The sequence below is a fragment of the Aristophania sp. ESL1100 genome (assembly GCF_058511235.1).
In genome coordinates, this window is sequence record NZ_CP196394.1 from 888,977 (window position 1) to 910,398 (window position 21,422).

A 21,422-nucleotide genomic window follows, 5' to 3' on the forward strand; every position below is an offset into this window, starting at 1 on the left:
TATTTTCCGTTTTATTTGCCAAAAATGTTATATTCTATAGGAGAATAAGGGGATTATCATAGGACTTATAAAGCATTTTGATAGTCTCTGGAACGCTCAACTATGGGATGTTTTTATGTCGTTTTATCAAGAAGAAAATTGGTGTTCAGCCATCGTACATACTCCTGTAAAAGAGATTATTTCCGATTATGGGTTTGGCAATCATAATATTACGCTTCTACCCTCTGTAAATGACAACTTTACTATATCTGATCCATTTGGGATCTGGAAAGATGATAATCTATATATATTTGTAAAGTCATATAATAAAGAGACTCTTAAAAGTAATATTAGAGTTCTTTGCTACGATAGAAATTTTATATTGCTTTCTGATTCTTTGGCTTTGGAAGAAGAATGGAATCTTTTCCATCCCTATGTGTTTGAGCATGAAGGGACGTTTTATCTTCTGCCAGGAGCAGCCGATGGAACCGGGTGCCTGACTCTCTATCAGGCTATTGATTTCCCCAATAAATGGAAAAAAGTGCCTTCTTTTAACTTTCCATTAAGCGTCATGAATGGAACGCCCTTTTATTTCGATCACCGTTGGTGGCTTTTTTGGGCACCGACGAAGTCTGTTCATGACAAACAGGATACCCTGCATATTGCCGTTGCTGAAAATCTCACAGGACAATGGGCTGATATGGGCGCTTTTCTGACAGATCGTGGTGGTGCTGTGCCGGGTGGCACACCTGTTTATCTGGATGGAACAGTCTACCTTCCTGTACAACAAAACAGACGTACGCCAGGAGGAGGGTTAAGGCTCTTACGTTTCGAAAATTTTGGCACAGGGAGACCGCTTCTTATTGGAGGGAGGTCTCTGGATTTCCCGGCCAGTCTTACGACTCATTATTCTGACGGAATGCGGACCCTCTCTGCTGCCGGGACTGTCAGTCTGATTGATATCAAGAAAGAGACTCTATCTCTGAAGAAACCCGCCAACATTCTGAAAAGCTACCTTGAACGCGGTGTTAAAGTTTTTTCAGAAGTTGTTCGGCCAAAGTCAGATCACTGATTTTATCGACATCGACAGCAGCGCGTCCGTCTGAAAGAAGGATAAACCGGGCGCGTGCACCTGTAAGATGGTAAAGCCGCTTTTCCAGGCCCTGAACACTCAGTTGCCTTACCAGCGCTTTCAGAAGTGTTGGGATTCCCAGTGTCAGAGCCATTTTTAAAGGATGTTTGCGATTTTGCTGAAGTTTCTGCCAAAGGATAATGATATTGATCGCTTTGGGAGAATTCATCCAGAAAAGATTACATCCCGAGAAAGAAAGATCTGACAGAGGGATATATGTGCGCTTTGTGCCGGGAACGTCTCTTATAATCGTTTCAGCACTTGCCACTCCTGCGGTCATATCTGCCTGACTGTCGCGGCTTTTTTGCAAAAACTCATAAATCCACTCAGGTTGAAGCAATGCATGATCTGCTGTTGTAATCAGGCAGGGGACACCAATTTTTTTTACAGCCTGAAGCACACTTTCACTGGGAGTTGAAGCGGCAGGAAGAATTTTAATGCGGTCACCGAGGAAAGAAAGACATTCAGGATTTTCAATCGAGACCCATAAAGGCCCTAGACCATCAGTTTTTTCAAGTGTTTCCACCACACGTTCAATCATGGGCTTTCCTCCAACAGGGAGGAGCGCTTTATGGGAAACACGTCCATGTAATGCCAGAGGTTCACGTTCTCCATAACGTGAACCAGCGAGTATGAGAACAGGGAGGCTCATGCTCTTTTGGACATTTCTTCTTTAGTTGGTGTGCGTGCCGGGTCAGGTTTATCACGTGGAGGAGCACCGGTTTTCTTCATCACCCAGGGATAACGTTCTGCCTCTTCAAGTGTGTAACCAAGATTGAAGACAAATGGGCTTTTGGGGCGTTCTTTGGCTTCACGGTAAAAGGTATTAAAAAGGCGATCAAGGAGCAGGTAGTTTGTAATCCCGAAATTTCCTTTTTCATCGTGGAAATGATGCAGGACATGTAACTGCTTGATATAAATCACCCATTTGGAGCGTGGCTTATAGGCAAGATGCTGGATGCAATGGAAAAATTCATAAATACAGGTCATGACTAGAGCCGTTGCAAGCGCAGACCAAGCGCCACTCCAACCAGCGATCAGATAACCAATCGGCATCGTCACGATTGCCATTGTAGGGATCGTATTAAAGGGCGACCCGAACAGGACCTCCAGTAAATGCGGATCCTGATGGTGATCGAAATGAATACGCTTCCATAAAGAAGCCGTAATAGGGTTCCGATAAAAAAGACGCCCATGGAGAATGTACCGATGGAGCAGATACCAGACAATCGGGTAAATAAAGACAACCAGAGGGACCGGAATGACAGACATCCAGAAATTGTTCATATAATGGATGCTGAGATAGGCACTCAGGAGCGTAAGCGCAAAATATAGGAGGATTGTAGGGTACGTGAGATAGGCAGCCCAAAGCTGCATAAGATTCATCTTACCCAGGTCATAACTCCTTCCCTTACGGAGCAGTGTTGTGTTTTGTAGGAAGGTTTTAATCGAGTTCATCTTTCCTCCAGGCGCAAAATCCAAGCCAGACTAAAGAGGGTCGCAATAACAGGTCCTGAACAGACCGCCAGAAAAATTGGCAATGAGCCTGCGTTTCCCAGGGCAGAAATCATTCCTTGTAAAATTACCATCCCCAATCCTGAAGCCATCACATAAACCGGAAGAGGATTTCTCAAACCGGCACGAGGAGGGATATAAGTCACAGGAAAGGCAATTAAAAGCATTACAGCCATTTGCAGGGGCAAAAAAACAGTTGAGAAAAATGCCATCAGATAATTAGAGGGCGGCAAACTGCTCGGAGATTTCTGCGTAATGGCATGCCAGAGCTGCGCTGGTGTGTAGTAAACATCCTTCAGAGTCATATTCAAAATCTGTTTTTGTGAGGCTAAAAGCGGCACCTCACCATCATAGCTTATAACATGTGCCTTATTTTGATCATGATCAAGAGACGTTAATAAACCTTTTTCAGAAGAGGTCCAGTGAGCATTTTTTACCGTCAGACTATTAAAGTGCAGGCTGCTTACAAGAATTCCGTTTTTGGGGTCACGATGATAAAGGGTCACGGACTTCAGGAGGTTACCTCCGTCAAGCACTTGTTCAATATGAACAATATTTCCTTTTTCCCTGTACCATAGGTTTGGAATATCACTATGAGCTGTATCCGTGACATTCCACCATTTATTCAAGGCCTGTTCGCAGGGAGGAACAATCCAGAATTGCATGATGATTGTCAGGAAGCTGACAAGAATAGGGGCGGGAAGAAAATGCTTATACATATCCCAGGGTGAGAGTCCCGAGGATCTCAGGATGGCGATTTCATTGGAAAGCGACATCTGAAGCAGCGTAAAGAGTGCGCCAATCATAACGGAAAGTGGCATGATTTCAGTCGTCATGGCCGGCATATGTAGGAGCAGGAATTTCAGTAATCCATGCATTCCCAAATGACGGTTCAGGATATCAGACGCTTCTTCGAGGAGGGCAAGAATCTCCAATAAAGCCGTTAGGACAACAGCACAAAGCAGGATTCTGCCCAACAGAGGTTTCAGAAAGGCTCGCGCAAGGACGTGATGAGGGAAAGAATTACTCACGCTGCCTCTTTCTTTCGCGGTGTTTTTGAACCCCAGTGGATCAGCTGTGATTTCGTCAGCAAGGCCAGGACGCATGCCGTGCAAAAGATAACTTCAGGCAACCAGAGTGTCAGCCAGACAGAGGCACTTCCTTCAGATGATAGACTGTGGCCGAATAAGAGAATTTCATCAAATCCGACCAGGATAGCCGCCAGCAGGATCTGCCCCAATGGAGAGCGTCTTCTTTTTTGTCCGATGGCAAAAGCGGCAGCAATTAAAGGAATAAAGGGAATAGCAAGAGCGCGAGTCAGCCTGAAGTCAAGCTCGGCCCGTAAGGTGCGATGAGAAATTTTGCTGTTCCCGTTTTTCAAATCATGGATCAGTTCAAAGAGCGTCAATTCACGTTCATCCTGCCCTCTAGAACGGAATGATTTCAGACTTTTTGAGCGCTCTAAAACTTTTGTCACATGTTCAAAATGGGTAATCGTCACAGGAGAATCAGCGGTATCAGTTATTTTGATTGTCATAATCTGACCGTTCCATAAACTTAATTCTGTCGCCTGAAGTGCTTCAGAAATGGTCAATAAGCCCTTTTCAGCTGTAATGAGCTGTGTACTGCCGTCTTTTTTAAGGTCACGGATAAAAACGTGATGTAAGCGGGATCCTCCATGGTCCACATGATCGGCTGTGAGCATTGTATTTTTTGATGTCACAGCAAACATTTCAGACTGTAAATGAGGGGCCCAGCCAGTATGGCGAGCAAAATAAAAACCCTGACGGTAATCATAGCGTGCAATAGGCTGGATATAGCCATATAGAAAAACACTTAATACGCCCAGAATGGCACCAACCATTATGTAAGGCAGCGTAATGCGTAACAAGGGCACTTGAGAGGCATTGAGGGCATCAATCTCGTTACCTTCACTCATTTTATGGATGGTCAGAAAAACGGCGATACAAAGAGCAGCCGGCAAGGCCAGCCCCATATAATGAGGGAGGAGATCCGTTAAAAGACTGACTAATGTCGCCAGAGAACTGCCTGCACTTGCCAGGTGGTTGAATAAAACCAGAAGCCGCTCCAGTAGCAGGGCGATCAGCATTGTCGTCAATGCCACAACAAATGGTGGAATAAGCTGGCGATAAAGATATCGATCAAGGGTCGGAAGTCTTATCAAAAACTTAGCTCCTGCAGAGGAGTAATCATCTGCCGATCAGTGTTCCATTCATGCTGCCACAAGATATGCCCTGTTTTATCAAAGCGGGAAAGCTGAATCTCCCACTTTTGTGATGATGGAATACACTTAATTTTTGTCCACCCTGCTTTGCGCGAAACTGAGTCATGTTTCATTGAAACTGAACTGCTCCCTAAGAGAGGAACAGAACCCCCTTCCACATGAGTAAAGGTTGCCTTATGGCTGTGTCCATGAAGAACAAGCTCAGCCCCTTTTTCTCGCAGAACAGATGAAAATTCATTTATGTCATGTAAGGCTTTTACCCGGTCCATCAGTCCTGTTTTAGGAGGATGATGAAGCATGACTATCCGGCAGTAACCAGCTTTTCCCAATTTTTCAAGGATTATAGAAAGCTTTTCCAACTGATCGGTCCCTAAACGCCCATAAGCCTTGAATAGTGGGGTAGGGATAGCTGAGTTAAGCCCGATAATGGCCACATCTTTAATAAATCTTACAAAAGGGAAGTGCGGCCCCGTCCAGGGTTTCCAGAGAGCCAGTGACTCCTCAAATGGCTCAGGCATCATTGTATCATGATTTCCCGGCACAATGATTGGCGGAATTGAAAAGCTTTCCAGCCATTTTCGTGCTGCTTCAAATTCCTCTCTGGTGCCAAAATTAGTCAGATCACCCGTAATCAGGATTGAGCTGATTTCCTTATGCGTTTCGATATTTCTGATAATATCTTGAGTGATCTCAAAAAGATGATGTTGTCGTCTTTTACTGACCCACAAAGCGAGGCTGAAAGCGCGTTTATTTAAAATTTTTCTTACATGAATCTTCGGAAGAGGGAGGTGAGGGTCAGAAATATGAGCCAGGCTTACTGCTGAATTCTGTGTAGCGGCAGAAAGACTGTGAGATGAAATTTCAGACATTTGAGAGATCATGATTCATTTAGGAAACATTAAATCCTGTGAATAAGGATTATCCTTTCTATCCTCTTAGAACGGGTTATGATAGATCAGAATACCAAACTTTTGGAAGTGAGAGCCAATGGCTCTCAATGACCCGCCTTATAGAAAAAGATTTGATGCTACGTGAAGACAGCTTTTATTCATAATCCCAAGAGTCTCCGAAATCGTGCTGATGGTGAGATATTTTTCTCGAATGCAAAAGCATATTTCGGGGATTTTTGTATTCGCTCGCACCATGATGAACAACTTCTTGATGATATAAGTTTTCTGCGTAAAAATGATATATCCACGATTGCAATTAACGGCGGAGATGGTTCAGTCAGTTCCTGTTTAACGGCAATTGCTGCGATCTATCCTAAAGATGCTTTGCCCGATATTGCTGTTATTCCTTCTGGTAATACAAATCTGATTGCTGGTGATGTCGGGTTTGGAAGTCGACATGCACCTACTTTGAAAAGACTTCTTGAGCCCCATAAGCTTTCCTATAAAAGACGGTCTCCTATACAGATTTCCTGGCCTGGTGACGAGGAACGCACTCCTGTCCTAGGCATGTTTGGAGGGTGCGCCGGCTATGCAAGGGCCGTGAGGATTGCACATTCTCCAACAGTTTTGAAATTTGCGCCGCATGATCTTGCTGTTGTCCTGACGATTTTATCGAGCATCATGAGCCTGTGTTTGAGAAAGACACGCAATCAATGGCTGAGTGGCGACACGATGAGCTGGTCTACATCAAAAGAGAGTGAAACGTCACATTCTGATGATAGAAGTTTCCTTTTTCTGGCCTCTGGACTGGAAAAAATGTCGCATAATATCTGGCCTTTCTGGAATTCTGATGAGACTGACAAAGGATTTCATTTCCTTAACGTCAATAGCTTTCCGAAGAATTTCACGGGAGTGCTTTTCAATCTTTTAAGAGGGAAAGCACCGCTGTGGCTCAGGGAACATCCTGATTATACCAGCTATAGAACTGAAACGTTTCATATTGTCACAGAAAGTGATTTTGTGCTTGATGGTGAGGTCTTTACGCCTCCGGTAGATTCACATTTACTTTTGGAGCGAGGCCCCAGCTTCAGGTTTCTTCATGTCTGATCATCTTAATGAAACACTTATTAATGAATTGACGTCTTCTGTTGAAGACGCTGTTACCAATTTTGCCGGATATCTGGCCGAGCAATTGCCTCGGCCGCCTCTGGGAGTCCTTTTTTACGGCTCTCTTTTGAGGCAGGCAGATCCTGATGGTATATTGGATTTTTATATCATCGTTGATCGTTGCCAGGATTTTTCCGGTCCCTTCATAAGTCGTTTCATGAACCGACTGCTTCCTCCCAATGTGTGTTATGTGGAGATGACCTATGGAGGAAAAGTTTACAGGGCAAAAGTCGCCACATTATCCTATCAACAGTTCCTGTCGCGTTCATCATTAGAGTCCTGCGATACCACGATCTGGGCGCGTTTTTGTCAGCCTGTAAGACTTATATGGGTAAGAGATACAGTTGCTGCGGATAGGATACTGGAAGCTGTCAGGCGCTGTGTAATCACGGCTTCCTTATGGGCAGCACTTCTTGGCCCAGAGCAGGCTCCCTCGGAAAATTACTGGCATTCACTTTTTGCAAGAACTTATAAAGCTGAGTTAAGAGTCGAGAAAACAGGCAGAAGCCGTAATATTCTTCAGGGGCAACAGGCACGTTATACGGAATGTCTTCTCGCTGCCTGGAGAGCCGCAGGATTAAGTGTTACATATCAGGATGAAATTCTGCGCCCTCATATTACGGAACGCAACCGCAAGAAAGCTGAATTACGCTGGAAACATATTGAAAAATTAGGAAAACCATTGAACGTGATGCGCCTGATCAAGGCGGCTTTTACGTTTGAAAATGGATTATCCTATCTTCTTTGGAAGATTGAGCGTCACACGGGGCAGAGGCCTTATGTTTCAGAGTTTGAAAAGAAACACCCTGTTCTTTGTCTGCCGCTCGTTTTATGGCATTTCCGGAAAGTGCGCTTATAAAATAGGGCGCACTTTCCGGGTTGTCGTTATTTAATGACGCCTAACTCACGGGCCACTTCGCCGAAAGTCTCAATAGCCTGATCAATCTGGCCAAAACTATGAGCGGCCATGACGGAACAACGCAATAGAGGACGTTCGTCAGGTGTGGCAGGCGGTAGTGATAAATTCACGTAAACGCCTTTTTCCAGAAGTTTGTTCCAGAAAGCAATCCCCGTGGGAACGTCTTCAAGCGTAACGGCGATGACGGGTGAAACAAATTGGCTTGTTGGCAAACCCAGTGCCTTAAACCCCGCATGAAGGCGCTCTGCGTTCTGCTGTAATTGCTTTCTGAGGTGAGGGCGCGCCTGTATTTCCTCAAAATTTGCCAATGTTGCAGCGATCACTTCAGGAGGAAGAGAGGCCGTGAACATATAAGGACGAGAGCAAAGACGAATGAGGTCAATCTCATCATAGTCGGTAACGCAATAGCCCCCGACAGTTCCTAATGCCTTTGAGAAAGTGCCGACGACAAAATCAATATCTGCTTCGCAATCCTGCAACTCAGCAACGCCACGGCCATGCTCACCAACAACGCCATATGAATGAGCTTCATCGACCAGGATAGGCACGTCGTGGCGTTTTTTTACCTCAACAAATTCCTTAAGAGGGGCAATATTGCCTGTCATTGAATAAATACCTTCAACAACAATCAATTTTGCTCCAGAGGAATCTTTGGCACGTGTGAGGCGGCGGTCAAGGTCTGAAGGATCATTATGGCGGAAGCGGATAACCTGTGCACCAGAAAGTCTGGCCCCGTCATAAATGCTGGCATGGCTGTCAGCATCCAGAAAGAGGGTGTCATCCTTGTTTACCAGAGCAGAAATTGTGCCCAGATTAGCCTGATAGCCTGTTGAAAAAACCATGGCATGCTTGCGGCGGAAAACTTCGGTAAGTTTCTGCTCAAGCTTCTGATGAAGAGAGAGTGTACCATTGGCGATACGCGACCCCGTTGTGCCAACACCCATGGAACGAACGGTTTCTATGGCTGCGTCTTCAGCTCTTTTTGACTGGCTGAGGCCGAGATAGTTATTTGTGCCAAAAAGAAGTGTCTCACGCCCTTCAATCAATCCTACAGATGCTGAGAGTGGACGATCTATAACAACAGAGAACGGATTGCGAGGGCTCAAGGCCTTCAGCCCCTCAAATGACGCTTTAAGAGAGGCGTGTTTAGCAAAAAGTGAAGTCATATTAACCAGCTTTGATCTCGTACAGGCAGGCTGCAAGATCATTAATTGTTCTAATGTCGGCCAATTTATCCAATGGGACCGAAACATCAAGAGTGTCTTCTATTTCCATCACAAAATTCATGACAGCAAGACTGTCAAAAGCCAGATCTTCTACAATACGGCTATCACCGTTAATGTCACGGGGAACCTTTGGATTAGCCAGAAGTTTCTGAGTAATCATTTCGGCAATGTCAGCGACAGTTTCTGTCATTTCTAAACCTCTGGTTCTGTAACCTGTTGTTGTAACCGGTTATAATAAGACTAATTTTAAAAATCGCCAAACTCACCATTCAGCAGCATCTTTTTGGCCCGGGCACGGGTCAGTTTGCCAGATGATGTCTGAGGGAGCGAGCGCGGAGGCACCAGAATCACTCGGCACTCCACTCCATGAAGACGGCGGAATAAACTGGTAATCTGATCTATCAGCGCCTTGCGAGGTTCTTCTTCAGTCAGCCGGCATTGCACCAGCGCGACAATTTCTTCATCACTACCAGCATCATTAAGCGAGAACACAGCAACGTCGCGGGAACGCAAACCTGAAATTTCATGTTCAGCCGACCATTCAAGGTCCTGTGGCCAGATATTACGGCCATTTATGATAATCAGGTCTTTAGCGCGCCCTGTAACCACGATCTGACCGCGCAGGCTATAGCCCAGATCACCCGTATTAAGCCATCCATCTTCTGAGAGAACAGCTTTTGTCTCTTCAGGACGATTGAAATAACCGCACATCAGGCTGGGACCATGAACGAAAATCGTCCCGACCTCACGTTCGGGCAATATTTTACCCTCAGAGTCCCGCACTTCTATTTTATGTCCTGGCAGGGCCTCCCCACATAAAACAAATGTGCGCGACATATCATCTTCTGAAGAAACCGGTCTGGCCTGATTATGTTCCTCAAGATAACGAAGATCGACTGTGTCTGTTTCAATCCCGGTATTAAGGGGAGCGAAACTGATAGCCAGAGTGGTCTCAGCCATTCCATAACTGGCAACAAACGCGCGACGATCAAATCCCTTGCTCTCAAAGCAATCAGCAAATTGTTCAAGGATTTGCGGGCGGATCATGTCACCGCCGATTCCGGCCACGCGCCAGGATGAAAGATCAATCTCTTCACGCGCTCCCCGCTTTGCGCAGAGCTCAAAACCGAAAGAGGGGCTATAGGCAAGTGTGCCTTTATTGCGTGAAATCAGTTCCAGCCAGACATGAGGGCGGCGAGCAAACTCACGTGTCGGGAGAAGGTCAACCGAAAGCTGGCATGTCATAGGCGTCAAGAAAAACCCTACAAGCCCCATATCATGATAGAGGGGAAGCCAGGAGACGCAACGGTCATCATCGGGCGATTCTGCTGTGAGCACTTTTAACCCGTCATGGGCAATGCTGTGAGCATTCGCCATGCCCGCTTTCTGCGTGACGCTGACCCCCATAGGAAAACGGGTGCTTCCTGATGAGAATTGGAGATAAGAAAGGTCGTTGGTCCTGATTTCAGGAAGAGCAATTTCCGCCTCGGGCAGCTCAAGAAGCTGAGCGGGTGACCCACCAAAAGCCAGATTCATCCCCGACGTGATATCGTTTGTCCAACTTCCGATAACGTCAGGCACAACAACAGCCTTGGCTTCGGCACTGGCGATCATGCCACGCAATGTCTCGATGTACCCTTCCTTTCCGCCGAAAGCGACCGGCAAAGGAAGAGGGACAGGAACCAGGCCAGCATATTGGCAGCCGAAGAAAATTCGGGCAAAATCACCATCACTTTCTGCCACGAGACACAACCTGTCTCCCGGTTTCAAGCCGAGACCAAGAAGGCGCTTCGCAACAGAGTGAGCCTGAGTGCGTAAAAGGCTGTAGGGCAGAGCTTCCAGCAACGTCCCTTTACCGGAATAAATATTAAAGCCCGTTTTCCCTTGGGCAGCATAATCCAATGCTTCTGGAAAACTGGCGAAATCCCCATACCGACGTGCCAACCCCGAACGGCTCGGCGTTGCGCAAAGAGGAAGGGTGGAAGTTTGCTTAGCCTCTGTCAAACCTTGACTAGCTCCCAATTGACCCACTGAATTAGTGGCTCTCATAACTAACTGACGGGACTTTTACCCTTGATCGGGCAAAAGCCAACAACTCAAAACGAAGAAAAGTTTAAATTTCCGACATGTCTCTAATACAGAACCCTATCAGACCTCAAGCTAGATTAGTCGTTTTTCGTACTATAAAGTTATGAATCAGTCGATTCAGCGGGTCAAAACATATATGAAAGTTTCATTTTTACCGAGAGTCCGACGTCATAATGGGCAAAAGAGAGGACGAAGTTACCATGTCTCATGATCTGTCTCTCGGAAAGGGACTTTTGACGATTGACCTCAAAGCCTTGCAGAAAAATTATAATACACTCAGACATTTTGTAAAAGCGGCAGAGTGCGCTCCAGTCCTGAAGGCTAATGCCTATGGTCTCGGTCTCGAGCCGATTGCGACGGCCCTTTTCGAGAAAGGCGCATCCAGTTTTTTTGTAGCACTCCCTGAGGAAGGTGAAAAGCTGAGGGAAATTCTGCCCACAGCGCAAATTTTCGTCCTGCATGGATTTATGCCAGGCGCGGCAGAGTGGTTTGTAGAGAAAAATCTTGTACCTGTTATTAATACACTGACGCAGGCTTATGAGTGGCGGGATTATTGCCTTACCAGCAAAAAAGCGCATCCTGCCGCGTTACAGCTTGATACAGGGATGTCACGTTTTGGCTTGTCAGAAGCTGATTTAACACATGACTGGCTGAGACTGTTACCCTTACGTCTTATTATGAGCCATCTTGCCTGCGCTGACACGCCTGAACACCCTGCCAACAGGGAACAGCTGGCAAGATTTGAGTCTATGACAGAGTCTTTTCGTGGAGTCCCGCGTTCTCTTTCAGCGTCTTCCGGAATTTTTCTGGGTGAAGCATTTCATTTCGACATGGTCAGGCCAGGGGCAGCCTTATATGGGATCGCTCCACAAACGGGCATTCAAAATCCATTGTCTCAGGTGGTGTCTCTGAAAGTTCCCGTTTGTCAGCTCCGAGAGGTCCCAGCAGGCTCATTCATCGGATATGGCTATAGTTGCCAGGTTTCTCATAAGACACGTCTGGCAACCCTCGGGATAGGCTATGCCGATGGTTTTTTCAGGCAGTTAAGCGGGAGAGGCATTCTCTGGTTCAAAGGCACTCCTCTGCCTGTTATGGGGCGTGTCTCTATGGATAGTGTCAGCGTTGATATCACAGCCCTTCCAGAAAATGCTCTGAAAGAGGGGGATTATGTCACTGTTATTGGACCAGAGCAGTCCATTGATGATCTTGCCAGACAGGCCGGAACAATCGGATACGAGATTTTAACGGCTTCAGGGGATCGTTACAGCCGTTCCTATTCATTGTGACATCTGAAAAACTTATCACGTTATAGTGCCATCAAGGCTTCAAACTTGACGTGTGATAGAAAGCCTTGCTACGCAAATAAGCATGTTCCGGGGGGAGTCCTGCTGACAGGCAGGGCTGAGATGGCATGGTGCCGAACCCTTTGAACCTGATCCGGGTCAGGCCGGCGAAGGAACGGGAAACACAGATAGTATGAGATTATGCTGTCTGGAATTCTTATAAGATCGTCAACCATTGTGCCGGGTCTTTTACTCACACCAGCTATGAGTGGAGGGAAGATCAATGCAGGAATTTACAATTACCACAGGCCCAATCTGTGGCTCCCAGAAAATATATAGTCCCGCTCCGGGAAGAAAAGACATTCTTGTTCCTTTCAGGGATGTCGCTCTTGAAGATGAAGAACAGCCCTTTCAGCGTCTTTATGATACGTCCGGGCCCTATACAGATGAATCAGCGGTCCTTTCCCTTGAAGAAGGATTACCGAAAATCAGAGGAAAATGGCTGGAGAAACGCGGTTTCTCAGGCCGTATAGAGGAGACTCTTCCTGCTTCTGATTCTGTTCCCTTTTGTCCGGCTCATCATATCGTAAGAGAAGGGTTTGCGGGGAAGAACGTTACCCAGCTGGATTATGCCCGCGCAGGAATTGTGACCGAGGAAATGATTTATGCTGCCTGGCGTGAAAATCTTGGCAGAGAAGAGGCGCAAAAAAAGGCTTCCACATCTGTGCGGGGAGAGCGTGTAGGAAGCGATATGCCCTCTTATATCACGCCTGAATATGTTCGTGATGAAATTGCAGCAGGGCGTGCCATAATCCCTGGCAATATCAATCATCCAGAGCTTGAGCCTATGGTGATCGGGCGTAATTTTCTGGTAAAAATCAACGCAAATATCGGTAATTCAGCAGTCACGTCCGGGGTTGCCTCGGAAGTTGAAAAAATGGTCTGGGCGACCCGCTGGGGTGCCGATACGGTTATGGACCTCTCTACAGGCAAACATATCAGACAGGTACGCTCCTGGATTATACGAAACTCTCCCGTACCCATCGGCACTGTTCCTATTTACGAGGCCCTGGAGCGCGTAGGTAACGATCCTTTGGCGTTGAACTGGGAAATATTTCGCAGTGTGTTGATCCATCAGGCGGAGCAGGGGGTTGATTATTTCACGATTCATGCCGGATTGCGTCTGGCCCATATCCCTCTGACGGCAAAACGAGTCACAGGAATTGTCAGCCGTGGCGGATCAATCATGGCGCGCTGGTGCCTTGATGGACACCGCGAAAGTTTCCTTTACGAGCATTTTGAAGAAATCTGTGACATCTGTCATCGCTATGACATAGCTCTTTCCCTGGGAGATGGGCTGCGCCCCGGCAGCATTGCTGATGCTAATGATGAAGCCCAGTTTGCTGAGCTGAAAACGCTTGGAGAATTAACGCAGATTGCCTGGAAACATGGTTGTCAGGTCATGATTGAAGGTCCTGGCCATGTTCCCATGAATCTTATTCGTGAGAATATGGACAAACAGAAGGAATTCTGTGCAGACGCGCCCTTTTATACCCTCGGCCCTCTTACAACAGATGTCGCTCCCGGTTACGATCATATAACCTCTGCGATCGGGGCCGCGATGATCGGATGGTTCGGCACAGCCATGCTCTGTTACGTCACGCCCAAAGAGCATTTGGGGCTGCCAGACCGTAATGATGTCAAAACCGGTGTCATTACCTATAAACTTGCCGCTCATGCAGCGGATCTTGCAAAAGGGCACCCGGCTGCACAGCAACATGATAATGCGCTTTCGCGGGCACGCTTTGCTTTCAGGTGGGAAGATCAGTTCAATCTCGCGCTTGACCCTGATACAGCACGGGCATTCCATGATGAAACAATGCCTAAAATGGCTCATAAAACGGCACATTTCTGCTCCATGTGCGGGCCTAAATTCTGTTCAATGAAAATCTCACAGGATATTCGCGAAGAGACAGAACGGCTGGAAGGCATGAAAGAAAAATCTGAAGAGTTCCGCAAACAGGGAGGGGCTCTTTATGTCGAAACAGTATGAGACTTTACCCTCAATTGGCATAATAGGGGGCGGTGTTGCCGGATTTGTCACAGCACTGAGCTTGCAGGATGCAGGTTACGGCACTGTGCATCTCTATGAAAAGACTGAGCAACTTGGCAAAGAAACATGTTCCTGGTTCGCCGGTGGAATGATTGCCCCCTGGTGTGAGCGTGATGGGGCTGATGATCTGGTCCGTGACCGTGGCGTAGAGGCTCTGTCATGGTGGGAAAATCACTATGAAGGTTTGCAGCGGAATGGCAGTCTGGTGCTGTCAGCGGCACGGGACCGAAGCGAAGTCATTCGCTTTGCCCGCTGTACGCAGGAGCACGAAACCGTCAATGAAACGATTATCGGGCAATTGGAACCGGCTCTTGCAGGCAGGTTCAGGGAAGGGCTCTTTTATCCCAGAGAAGCGCATCTTGACCCCCGCTTTGCGTTGCCGGCTTTAGAAACATCTTTTCTGCAGGCTGGCTGTAAAGTGGAGCGTGGATATGAGGTAACAGCTTCTGATCTCAAGGAAGATGTGATTATTGATTGTCGGGGCCTGTCGGCACGTAGAGATCTCCCCAGATTGAGGGGGGTTCGCGGAGAAATGATTCGCATCCACTCGACAGAGATAAGTTTTTCCCGACCGATTCGGCTTCTTCATCCACGTCAGCCGGTTTACGTTGTGCCACGTGGACAGGGCGTTATGATGGTCGGTGCAACGAGTATCGAAAGTGATAGTGACGTGCCTGTAACGGTGCGCTCGGCCTATGATCTTCTTGAAGCCGTGCAGCGTTTGCACCCAGCTTTGGGTGAGGCGGATATCGTTGAAGTCAGCGCCGGCGTCCGCCCTGCTTATCCCGATAATCTGCCCGATATTGAACAGGAAGGCCGGATTATTTACGCCAATGGGTTATATCGTCACGGTTTTCTGTTATCTCCCTGGTGCGCGCGCCAGATTGTTGAGCTTCTTGATAAGGAAGCGGGGAGAACGATGTGATGACAATCAGTGTTAATGGCGAGCCCCATGCTTTAAGCGCATCTCTTGCCACATTGCTTGAAGAGCTTGAGCTGGATCAATCAACAGTAGCGACAGCTCTTAATGGTCTTTTTATTCCGATATCAAAACGAAATACAGCATTACTGAAAGAGGGAGATGAGGTGGAAATTCTCGCTCCCATGCAGGGAGGATAAGATGAGTCTCTCTCTTTATGGTGATAAAATTTCATCACGTTTTCTTCTTGGGACAGCACGTTATCCGTCCCCAGCCATGTTGGAAGAAGCGGTAAAAGCTGCGAATGTCGATATTGTCACTGTTTCCCTACGCCGTGAAAGTCTGGGACTTGGTGGAGGACAGAAAGGGAGCGGGCAGGCTTTCTGGTCCTTGATCCGCCAGACAGGGGCACGAATTCTGCCCAATACTGCGGGCTGTCAGTCCGTGCGGGAAGCTGTCACAACAGCCCATATGGCCCGTGAAATCATGGGAACGAACTGGATCAAGCTGGAAGTCATCGCAGATGATCTTGCCTTGAATCCTGATGTTTTCGGGCTTGTAGAAGCGGCGCGAATTCTTACAGAAGAGGGGTTCTGTGTTTTTCCTTACACCACTTCAGATATGGGGGTTGGAGAAAAACTCGTGCAGGCAGGCTGTCAGGTCCTGATGCCCTGGGCTGCTCCGATAGGAAGCGGGCAGGGCCTTTCAGACAGAAATGCCCTTCTGGCTTACCGACAGCATTTTTCCTCTATTCCGCTCATTATAGATGCCGGTATAGGCCGACCGTCACAGGCTAGCGAAGCCATGGAGATGGGATATGATGCTGTCCTACTCAATTCAGCCGTGGCCAGAGCGGGGAACCCTGTCGTAATGGCCAGAGCTTTTGCTCAGGCGATTGAAGCCGGACGATCTGCCTATGAAGCAGGTCTCATAGAGCCTTATGGAGGGGCTATTCCCTCAAGCCCCTTAACGGGCATGGCAGCACTTTCATGAAGTGCCCACTACCTGATATTTTTTACCCGATTGCAGGCTCCGCTGATGACGTTGCCAGGGCTGTGGAAGCGGGGGCCCGCTTTATTCAATTACGTCATAAAAGCCATGATGAAAGCTTGCTGAGAAGGCACATTCGCTCAGCATTGAAATTATGCCAGCAGCATAAGGCAACATTGGTCGTGAACGATCATTGGGAGCTGGCGCTGTCAGAAGGGGCTCCTTATATCCATCTGGGGCAGGAAGATATGCTGACAGCCGATATAGAGAAAATTCATCAGGCAGGCGTAAAATTAGGGATCAGCACTCATGATCATAGTGAGCTTGAGCGAGCCTGCGCCGTAAATCCTGCTTATATCGCTTTAGGTCCTGTCTGGGAGACAACGCTGAAAGTGATGCCCTGGGCACCCCAGGGGCTGGAGCGGGTCAGGGAATGGTCTGATAGAATTGCACCAGTGCCTCTGGTTGCCATTGGCGGCATTACGGCAGAACGGGCACCCTCCTGTATTAAAGCGGGTGCTGCGGCCGTCTCGGTGGTCAGTGATGTTTTTCGTAATGGAGATATTGCTGAGCGTGTAAAAGTCTGGCGCAGCGCTTTAAGCACGGAGTCCCCTGCCCCATGAAAGAGCGTTACTCTGCCCAGATTTGCCTCCCTGAAGTGGGAAAAACGGGACAAAAAGCCATTGGGGGGGCTTGTGTTGTCGTTGTAGGAGCAGGGGGGCTGGGAAGCACCTTGCTTCCTGTTCTGGCAGGGGGAGGAGTCGGGCAGATTCACATTCTGGATGACGATGTTGTCGAAGAAGGAAATCTGCATCGGCAGACATTATACCGCATGAGCGATATTGGCAGAAATAAAGCTGAATGCGCAGCACAGCATCTGGCCCGGCTAAATCCTGCTATTTCCATCATTCCTCACCCCTTTGGGGCGCATTATGATGTCATGTTTCCTCTGTTATCCGGGCTTTCTAAGGGGGTAAAAGAGGAAAAAGGGTCTCTTATCGTTCTGGATGCTGCGGATAATTTTGCGACCACTTATATGCTCAGTGATTTATGCTGTGCGCTGAATGTGCCTCTCATCAGTGCTTCGGCCATTCGCTGGGGTGGATATGCAGGTATCTTTTGTGGTTCTGCTCCCAGTTATAGGGCTGTCTTTCCCAGATTTAGCAATGCAGGGCTCAGTTGTCAGACAGCAGGGGTGCTTGGGCCTGTTGTTGGATTGGTCGGGATGTTACAGGCTCAGCTTTGTCTATCGCTCCTTTTGGATATTTTACCTTCACCAGCTGGGAAGCTATATCGCTGGGATGCAAAAGAACTGCGCATGAGCCATTTTTCGTTTATGCAGGCAGAAGAACCAGAGGAATCCTGGCCTTTTCTCTCATATAGCCAGTTAAAAGATGATGATATTCTAATTGATGTGCGCAATCCTGCTGAGCAACCTGAGTTAAAGCGTTCCTCGTTGCATCATATCCCTCTTGAGACTTTTTTAGACTCATTTGAGCCTGACTTTTCAAGAGAAAACAGGGTTGTTCTATGCTGCCAGAGTGGGGCGCGGGCTATGCGTGCGGCGTCTGTTCTCTATGACCATGGATACCGTAAATTGGCCCTTTTGGCGCTGGGACACCAGAGAATTGAGCGTTAATCCGTGATAACGACGGTTTTATCCATTGCCGGAACTGACCCGACAGGAGGGGCGGGAATTTTAGCTGACGTTAAAACAATATCAGCTCTGGGGGGCTACGCTCTTGCTGTCCCTACGGCGATTATTGCGCAAAATAGCCGTTACGTGCGGGAAATCTGGCCTCTTTCAGCGTCTATGGTAACAGCTCAGCTTGAATCTGTTGAAGATGAATTTCCTATTTCGGCCATTAAAATCGGTCTGATCCCTGATAGCTCTGTCTTACAGGCTCTTTTGCCCTTTCTTGCACGACAGGAAACGTCTCTTCCAGTTGTGCTAGACCCTGTTTTTAAAGCCAGCGCAGGCCAAAATTTGTGCCAAAATGACTTTTTGCCACTTCTGAAAGAACAGCTTTTCCCGTATGTGCGGGTCATTACACCAAATCTGATGGAAAGTGCAGCCTTGCTTGAGAAATCAGTCGCCAGAACACGTGATGACATGCGGTTTCAGGCTGAAAATCTTGGGAAACTGGGAGATTTCTGGGTTTTATTGAAGGGAGGGCACCTGGAAAATGATCCTCTGAGCCCGGATTTACTACGAGGCCCGGAAGGGCAGGAATATTGGTTTGAATTGCCCCGTATCGTTACGAAACACGGGAGGGGGACAGGGTGTACCTTGTCATCAGCTCTGGCGTTTTATCTTTCTTTCTGTGATGTTTATGAAGCTGTCAAACGTGCCAAAAATTACCTGTATCATGCGTTGTCGAATGCGGATAAATTGAACCTCGTTCAAACCCGTGGACCCCTGAATCATTTCGTGAATTATTTTGGATGATCGATCACTCACAAAACGCTTTTTTTTGGGTATGTGAGTTGGCATAATAAATATTATACGACATTTACATGTAAAATTGCCTCTGATCGATCAGACGAAAAAATACCCCCCTCTCTTAAAAAAGAACCGATTTTTAGAATTTTCTTGAGAACAATTATCAATTGCACTATTTTGAGGGCCTGAAATCAGTTTTTAAAGGTTTTTCCATGATCATATGTTCCTGTAACAGCTTATCAGATCAGGATATTACGGCCGTTATTGATGATGGTGCCTCACAATTGGCAGAACTTTACGCGCGGAAAAACTGCCAGATACGTTGTGGTAACTGCTTAAAGAACGTTAAGTGTCTTTTTAAGGAAGAATTACAAAAAAGACGCACCGTTATAGCCGGTGCGTCTGCAAAACGTGATGTACAGCTGTGTAATCAGGGCCAATTTGGCTGATTTTCAGTCCTGTTCAGGTGCTGGAGCTGAGTTTTTCTGGATATAACGCTCAATACCAACCTGTTTAATCAGATCGAATTGACGATCGAGGAAATCCTCATGTTCTTCCTCATTTTTGAGGATTGTCAGTAAAAGATCTCTCGAAACATAATCCCTGACCTGCTCACAATAAGCGATGGCTTCCCGTAGATCGGAAATGGCTTTTTCTTCCAATTTAAGGTCACATTTCAGGATCTCTTCTACCGACTGACCGATTAAAATAGAATTCAGGCGCTGGACATTCGGCAATCCTCCAAGATAAAGGATTCTCTCAATAAGCCAGTCTGCGTGTTTCATTTCTTCAATAGATTCGGCATATTCTTTTTTGCCGAGAAGCGTCACGCCCCAATGCTGGAGGGTCCGGGCATGAAGAAAATATTGATTGATAGCGGTTAGCTCATTGGTCAGCTGCGTATTGAGATGCTCAATGACTTTGGGGTCTTTGATCGCCATAATCGTTCCTTAATAAAATGATAAATACGCATAAAAGGCTGAAAAAGACCTTTTCCATAAGGATAATATTGATATTTATCATTGTCTATAAAATTATTATAAATAATAAAATTCGTAGAGTTAAGAATAATTATCATAATTATGATCAACTATACTCAAATATAAATGAAAGAATAACTTTCAGTGACACAGACTTTTGAAGATTTACCCTCAGCAGAAGAAATAAAGCTTCCTGAAGAAGAAAGTTTTTTCGGGCATCCTAGAGGATTGTGGGTTCTTGTACTGACAGAAGCCTGGGTCGCTTTTTCCCTATATGGCATGTTGGCTCTCCTTGTCATTTATATGAAGGACTACATTCTACGTCCTGAACATAGTGCTCACGTATGGGGCATGGCCCCTCTCCTGGCGATTGTCAGATCCCTTTATGCGCCCGTTGGTCTGCCGGCCTTGGCTGCCAGTATCATGGGGCTTTTTATGGCGGTTGTTGCTGCCCTGCCTCTCCTGGGAAGCATTCTTGCTGACCGCTATCTCGGTCGAACGCGGACCATTATTTTAGGGGCTGTGTTGATGACTCTCGGCCATGGTTTGATGAGTTTTGAGAGCAGCTTCGTTATCGCACTGATCTGTTTGCTTGTCGGAAATGGGTGCAGTGGCAGCATGAAAGCACAGGTGGGCGCCCTCTATTCCCCTGATGACAAGCGCAGAGCAGATGCTTATCAGCTTTATTCTCTCGGGGTACAGATCGCTGTTATCATATCCCCTCTGCTCTGTTCATATCTGGGAACGATAGCCTGGCACTGGGGTTTTTTATGTGCAGGATTGGGGATGGCGCTGGGATTGATCTGTTACCTTGCCGGCAGGAAGTGGCTGCCTCCTGAGGTTATAAGCACGCATAAAGAGAAACGAAATCCTCTTTCATCGAATGAGAAAAAACGTATCATTCTGCTGATATCCCTCGTTTTTGTTTTTGCGATCGGCGCTCTTCCCAATGAGGAAATTTTTGCCGGCTACCTTTTGTGGGGAGAGGAACATTATCAGTTAACATTCTGGGGCCATAATTTTCCTGTCAGCACATTACTCTCTCTTGATGGCCTTATCAGCTCAATCACGGCCATTGCTGTCTTATGGTTCTGGAGAGACTATGAAAGACGCTTCAAAGCTGTTCCTGATATCTGGAAGATTTTCTGGGGGAGTCTGATTGCTGCTTTTGGCCCGGTTTGTCTTGCTTTAGCGCAGGCTTTCTATCCCGCCTTACATAGTATCAACCTCTGGTGGGGTATCGCTTTCCATACAATCAATGATATCGGGTTTTCCATGGTTTTTGCTGTGGGAATGGCGCTTTATTCACGCATAGCTCCCGCCTCGGTCAATACGCTGCTTGTTTCATTTTTTACGCTTCACCTGGCTTTTTCCAACCTGTTGGTTGGAAAAGTGGCGACTTTGGTAACAAAACTTCCCGGCACAGAATTCTGGCTACTACATGGTGCTGCAGCGCTTTTTGCCAGCCTTATTTTTCTATTTTGTGCCTTTTTCTTTCGGAAGTTTTTTATCCCGGAAAACAAGCAATCATAA

At 47.0% G+C, this 21,422-nt stretch carries 22 protein-coding genes and 1 riboswitch; of the genes, 13 read left to right on the top strand and 9 right to left on the bottom strand.

Translation table 11 applies throughout. From position 1 onward, the window contains the following. Positions 1-115 precede the first annotated feature (115 nt). Positions 116-1,051, top strand: a complete 936-nt coding sequence (locus ACSYSY_RS04265) for a glucosamine inositolphosphorylceramide transferase family protein (protein ID WP_491708058.1) — start codon at positions 116-118, stop codon at positions 1,049-1,051. Here ACSYSY_RS04265 and ACSYSY_RS04270 read toward each other — a convergent pair. The 5 genes from ACSYSY_RS04270 to ACSYSY_RS04290 are packed head-to-tail and all read right to left on the bottom strand — an operon-like array spanning position 1,008 to position 5,740. Then, positions 1,008-1,763 (bottom strand): nucleotidyltransferase family protein, encoded by a 756-nt coding sequence (locus ACSYSY_RS04270; protein ID WP_491708059.1) that lies wholly within the window; start codon positions 1,761-1,763, stop codon positions 1,008-1,010. The two genes, ACSYSY_RS04265 and ACSYSY_RS04270, sit on opposite strands and share 44 nt — an antisense overlap. Further along, positions 1,760-2,569, bottom strand: coding sequence for a sterol desaturase family protein (locus tag ACSYSY_RS04275; protein WP_491708060.1), 810 nt, complete (start codon positions 2,567-2,569; stop codon positions 1,760-1,762). Before ACSYSY_RS04275 ends, ACSYSY_RS04270 begins: the two co-directional genes overlap by 4 nt. After that, entirely contained in the window at positions 2,566-3,657 is a 1,092-nt protein-coding gene (locus tag ACSYSY_RS04280) for an LptF/LptG family permease (protein ID WP_491708061.1), read from the bottom strand. Before ACSYSY_RS04280 ends, ACSYSY_RS04275 begins: the two co-directional genes overlap by 4 nt. Next, on the bottom strand, positions 3,654-4,811 hold the full coding sequence (locus tag ACSYSY_RS04285; protein WP_491708062.1) for an LptF/LptG family permease: 1,158 nt from the start codon (positions 4,809-4,811) through the stop codon (positions 3,654-3,656). The genes ACSYSY_RS04280 and ACSYSY_RS04285 overlap by 4 nt, the downstream gene beginning before the upstream one ends. Then, positions 4,808-5,740 (bottom strand): metallophosphoesterase family protein, encoded by a 933-nt coding sequence (locus tag ACSYSY_RS04290; protein WP_491708063.1) that lies wholly within the window; start codon positions 5,738-5,740, stop codon positions 4,808-4,810. The genes ACSYSY_RS04285 and ACSYSY_RS04290 overlap by 4 nt, the downstream gene beginning before the upstream one ends. 162 nt (positions 5,741-5,902) lie before the next feature. Here ACSYSY_RS04290 and ACSYSY_RS04295 point away from each other — a divergent pair, with 162 nt between their 5' ends. Further along, entirely contained in the window at positions 5,903-6,868 is a 966-nt protein-coding gene (locus ACSYSY_RS04295; protein WP_491708064.1) for a diacylglycerol kinase family protein, read from the top strand. Further along, positions 6,861-7,787, top strand: coding sequence for a hypothetical protein (locus ACSYSY_RS04300; RefSeq protein ID WP_491708065.1), 927 nt, complete (start codon positions 6,861-6,863; stop codon positions 7,785-7,787). The genes ACSYSY_RS04295 and ACSYSY_RS04300 overlap by 8 nt, the downstream gene beginning before the upstream one ends. Positions 7,788-7,813: 26 nt before the next feature. Here the strand turns inward: ACSYSY_RS04300 and spt are convergent, their stop codons facing one another. The 3 genes from spt to ACSYSY_RS04315 are packed head-to-tail and all read right to left on the bottom strand — an operon-like array spanning position 7,814 to position 11,122. Next, positions 7,814-9,013, bottom strand: a complete 1,200-nt coding sequence (spt, locus tag ACSYSY_RS04305) for a serine palmitoyltransferase (RefSeq protein ID WP_491708066.1) — start codon at positions 9,011-9,013, stop codon at positions 7,814-7,816. Between the two features lies 1 nt (position 9,014). After that, positions 9,015-9,263, bottom strand: coding sequence for an acyl carrier protein (locus ACSYSY_RS04310; RefSeq protein WP_491708067.1), 249 nt, complete (start codon positions 9,261-9,263; stop codon positions 9,015-9,017). Positions 9,264-9,319: 56 nt separating this feature from the next. Beyond that, positions 9,320-11,122 carry a fatty acyl-AMP ligase gene (locus tag ACSYSY_RS04315; RefSeq protein ID WP_491708068.1) on the bottom strand — a complete coding sequence of 601 codons (1,803 nt, stop codon included), beginning with the start codon at positions 11,120-11,122 and terminating at the stop codon, positions 9,320-9,322. A gap of 239 nt (positions 11,123-11,361) precedes the next feature. On the opposite strand from ACSYSY_RS04315, the gene alr reads away from it, so the two are divergent. The 9 genes from alr to ACSYSY_RS04360 all read left to right on the top strand — a co-directional run bounded on the left by alr (position 11,362) and on the right by ACSYSY_RS04360 (position 19,358). After that, positions 11,362-12,447 (top strand): alanine racemase, encoded by a 1,086-nt coding sequence (alr, locus tag ACSYSY_RS04320; RefSeq protein WP_491708069.1) that lies wholly within the window; start codon positions 11,362-11,364, stop codon positions 12,445-12,447. Between the two features lie 80 nt (positions 12,448-12,527). Further along, positions 12,528-12,637, top strand: a riboswitch (TPP riboswitch). Between the two features lie 90 nt (positions 12,638-12,727). Next, positions 12,728-14,497: a phosphomethylpyrimidine synthase ThiC gene (gene thiC / locus ACSYSY_RS04325; protein WP_491708070.1), complete on the top strand. Its 1,770-nt coding sequence runs from the start codon at positions 12,728-12,730 to the stop codon at positions 14,495-14,497. Continuing rightward, positions 14,481-15,482 carry a glycine oxidase ThiO gene (gene thiO / locus ACSYSY_RS04330; protein WP_491708071.1) on the top strand — a complete coding sequence of 334 codons (1,002 nt, stop codon included), beginning with the start codon at positions 14,481-14,483 and terminating at the stop codon, positions 15,480-15,482. The genes thiC and thiO overlap by 17 nt, the downstream gene beginning before the upstream one ends. Beyond that, on the top strand, positions 15,482-15,676 hold the full coding sequence (gene thiS / locus ACSYSY_RS04335) for a sulfur carrier protein ThiS (RefSeq protein ID WP_491708072.1): 195 nt from the start codon (positions 15,482-15,484) through the stop codon (positions 15,674-15,676). Before thiO ends, thiS begins: the two co-directional genes overlap by 1 nt. Position 15,677: 1 nt before the next feature. Next, positions 15,678-16,469, top strand: a complete 792-nt coding sequence (locus tag ACSYSY_RS04340; RefSeq protein ID WP_491708073.1) for a thiazole synthase — start codon at positions 15,678-15,680, stop codon at positions 16,467-16,469. Further along, positions 16,466-17,089: a thiamine phosphate synthase gene (gene thiE, locus ACSYSY_RS04345; protein ID WP_491708074.1), complete on the top strand. Its 624-nt coding sequence runs from the start codon at positions 16,466-16,468 to the stop codon at positions 17,087-17,089. The genes ACSYSY_RS04340 and thiE overlap by 4 nt, the downstream gene beginning before the upstream one ends. Beyond that, on the top strand, positions 17,086-18,105 hold the full coding sequence (locus ACSYSY_RS04350; RefSeq protein ID WP_491708075.1) for a ThiF family adenylyltransferase: 1,020 nt from the start codon (positions 17,086-17,088) through the stop codon (positions 18,103-18,105). Before thiE ends, ACSYSY_RS04350 begins: the two co-directional genes overlap by 4 nt. Before the next feature lie 3 nt (positions 18,106-18,108). Beyond that, positions 18,109-18,915, top strand: a complete 807-nt coding sequence (thiD, locus tag ACSYSY_RS04355; RefSeq protein ID WP_491708076.1) for a bifunctional hydroxymethylpyrimidine kinase/phosphomethylpyrimidine kinase — start codon at positions 18,109-18,111, stop codon at positions 18,913-18,915. 206 nt (positions 18,916-19,121) lie between these two features. After that, positions 19,122-19,358 (top strand): (2Fe-2S)-binding protein, encoded by a 237-nt coding sequence (locus ACSYSY_RS04360; RefSeq protein ID WP_491708077.1) that lies wholly within the window; start codon positions 19,122-19,124, stop codon positions 19,356-19,358. Positions 19,359-19,361: 3 nt separating this feature from the next. On the opposite strand, the gene bfr is transcribed toward ACSYSY_RS04360, so the two are convergent. Continuing rightward, positions 19,362-19,850: a bacterioferritin gene (bfr, locus tag ACSYSY_RS04365; protein WP_491708078.1), complete on the bottom strand. Its 489-nt coding sequence runs from the start codon at positions 19,848-19,850 to the stop codon at positions 19,362-19,364. 183 nt (positions 19,851-20,033) lie between these two features. On the opposite strand from bfr, the gene ACSYSY_RS04370 reads away from it, so the two are divergent. Next, positions 20,034-21,422, top strand: coding sequence for a peptide MFS transporter (locus ACSYSY_RS04370; RefSeq protein ID WP_491708079.1), 1,389 nt, complete (start codon positions 20,034-20,036; stop codon positions 21,420-21,422).

What these genes read in the sequence shown, in the direction of transcription:
- ACSYSY_RS04265 (WP_491708058.1), top strand. Translation starts at nt 116, where the DNA reads ATGTCGTTTTATCAAGAAGAAAATTGGTGTTCAGCCATCGTACATACT.
- ACSYSY_RS04270 (WP_491708059.1), bottom strand. Translation starts at nt 1,763, where the DNA reads ATGAGCCTCCCTGTTCTCATACTCGCTGGTTCACGTTATGGAGAACGT.
- ACSYSY_RS04275 (WP_491708060.1), bottom strand. Translation starts at nt 2,569, where the DNA reads ATGAACTCGATTAAAACCTTCCTACAAAACACAACACTGCTCCGTAAG.
- ACSYSY_RS04290 (WP_491708063.1), bottom strand. Translation starts at nt 5,740, where the DNA reads ATGTCTGAAATTTCATCTCACAGTCTTTCTGCCGCTACACAGAATTCA.
- ACSYSY_RS04300 (WP_491708065.1), top strand. Translation starts at nt 6,861, where the DNA reads ATGTCTGATCATCTTAATGAAACACTTATTAATGAATTGACGTCTTCT.
- spt (WP_491708066.1), bottom strand. Translation starts at nt 9,013, where the DNA reads ATGACTTCACTTTTTGCTAAACACGCCTCTCTTAAAGCGTCATTTGAG.
- ACSYSY_RS04310 (WP_491708067.1), bottom strand. Translation starts at nt 9,263, where the DNA reads ATGACAGAAACTGTCGCTGACATTGCCGAAATGATTACTCAGAAACTT.
- ACSYSY_RS04315 (WP_491708068.1), bottom strand. Translation starts at nt 11,122, where the DNA reads ATGAGAGCCACTAATTCAGTGGGTCAATTGGGAGCTAGTCAAGGTTTG.
- alr (WP_491708069.1), top strand. Translation starts at nt 11,362, where the DNA reads ATGTCTCATGATCTGTCTCTCGGAAAGGGACTTTTGACGATTGACCTC.
- thiC (WP_491708070.1), top strand. Translation starts at nt 12,728, where the DNA reads ATGCAGGAATTTACAATTACCACAGGCCCAATCTGTGGCTCCCAGAAA.
- thiO (WP_491708071.1), top strand. Translation starts at nt 14,481, where the DNA reads ATGTCGAAACAGTATGAGACTTTACCCTCAATTGGCATAATAGGGGGC.
- thiS (WP_491708072.1), top strand. Translation starts at nt 15,482, where the DNA reads ATGACAATCAGTGTTAATGGCGAGCCCCATGCTTTAAGCGCATCTCTT.
- ACSYSY_RS04340 (WP_491708073.1), top strand. Translation starts at nt 15,678, where the DNA reads ATGAGTCTCTCTCTTTATGGTGATAAAATTTCATCACGTTTTCTTCTT.
- thiE (WP_491708074.1), top strand. Translation starts at nt 16,466, where the DNA reads ATGAAGTGCCCACTACCTGATATTTTTTACCCGATTGCAGGCTCCGCT.
- ACSYSY_RS04350 (WP_491708075.1), top strand. Translation starts at nt 17,086, where the DNA reads ATGAAAGAGCGTTACTCTGCCCAGATTTGCCTCCCTGAAGTGGGAAAA.
- ACSYSY_RS04360 (WP_491708077.1), top strand. Translation starts at nt 19,122, where the DNA reads ATGATCATATGTTCCTGTAACAGCTTATCAGATCAGGATATTACGGCC.
- bfr (WP_491708078.1), bottom strand. Translation starts at nt 19,850, where the DNA reads ATGGCGATCAAAGACCCCAAAGTCATTGAGCATCTCAATACGCAGCTG.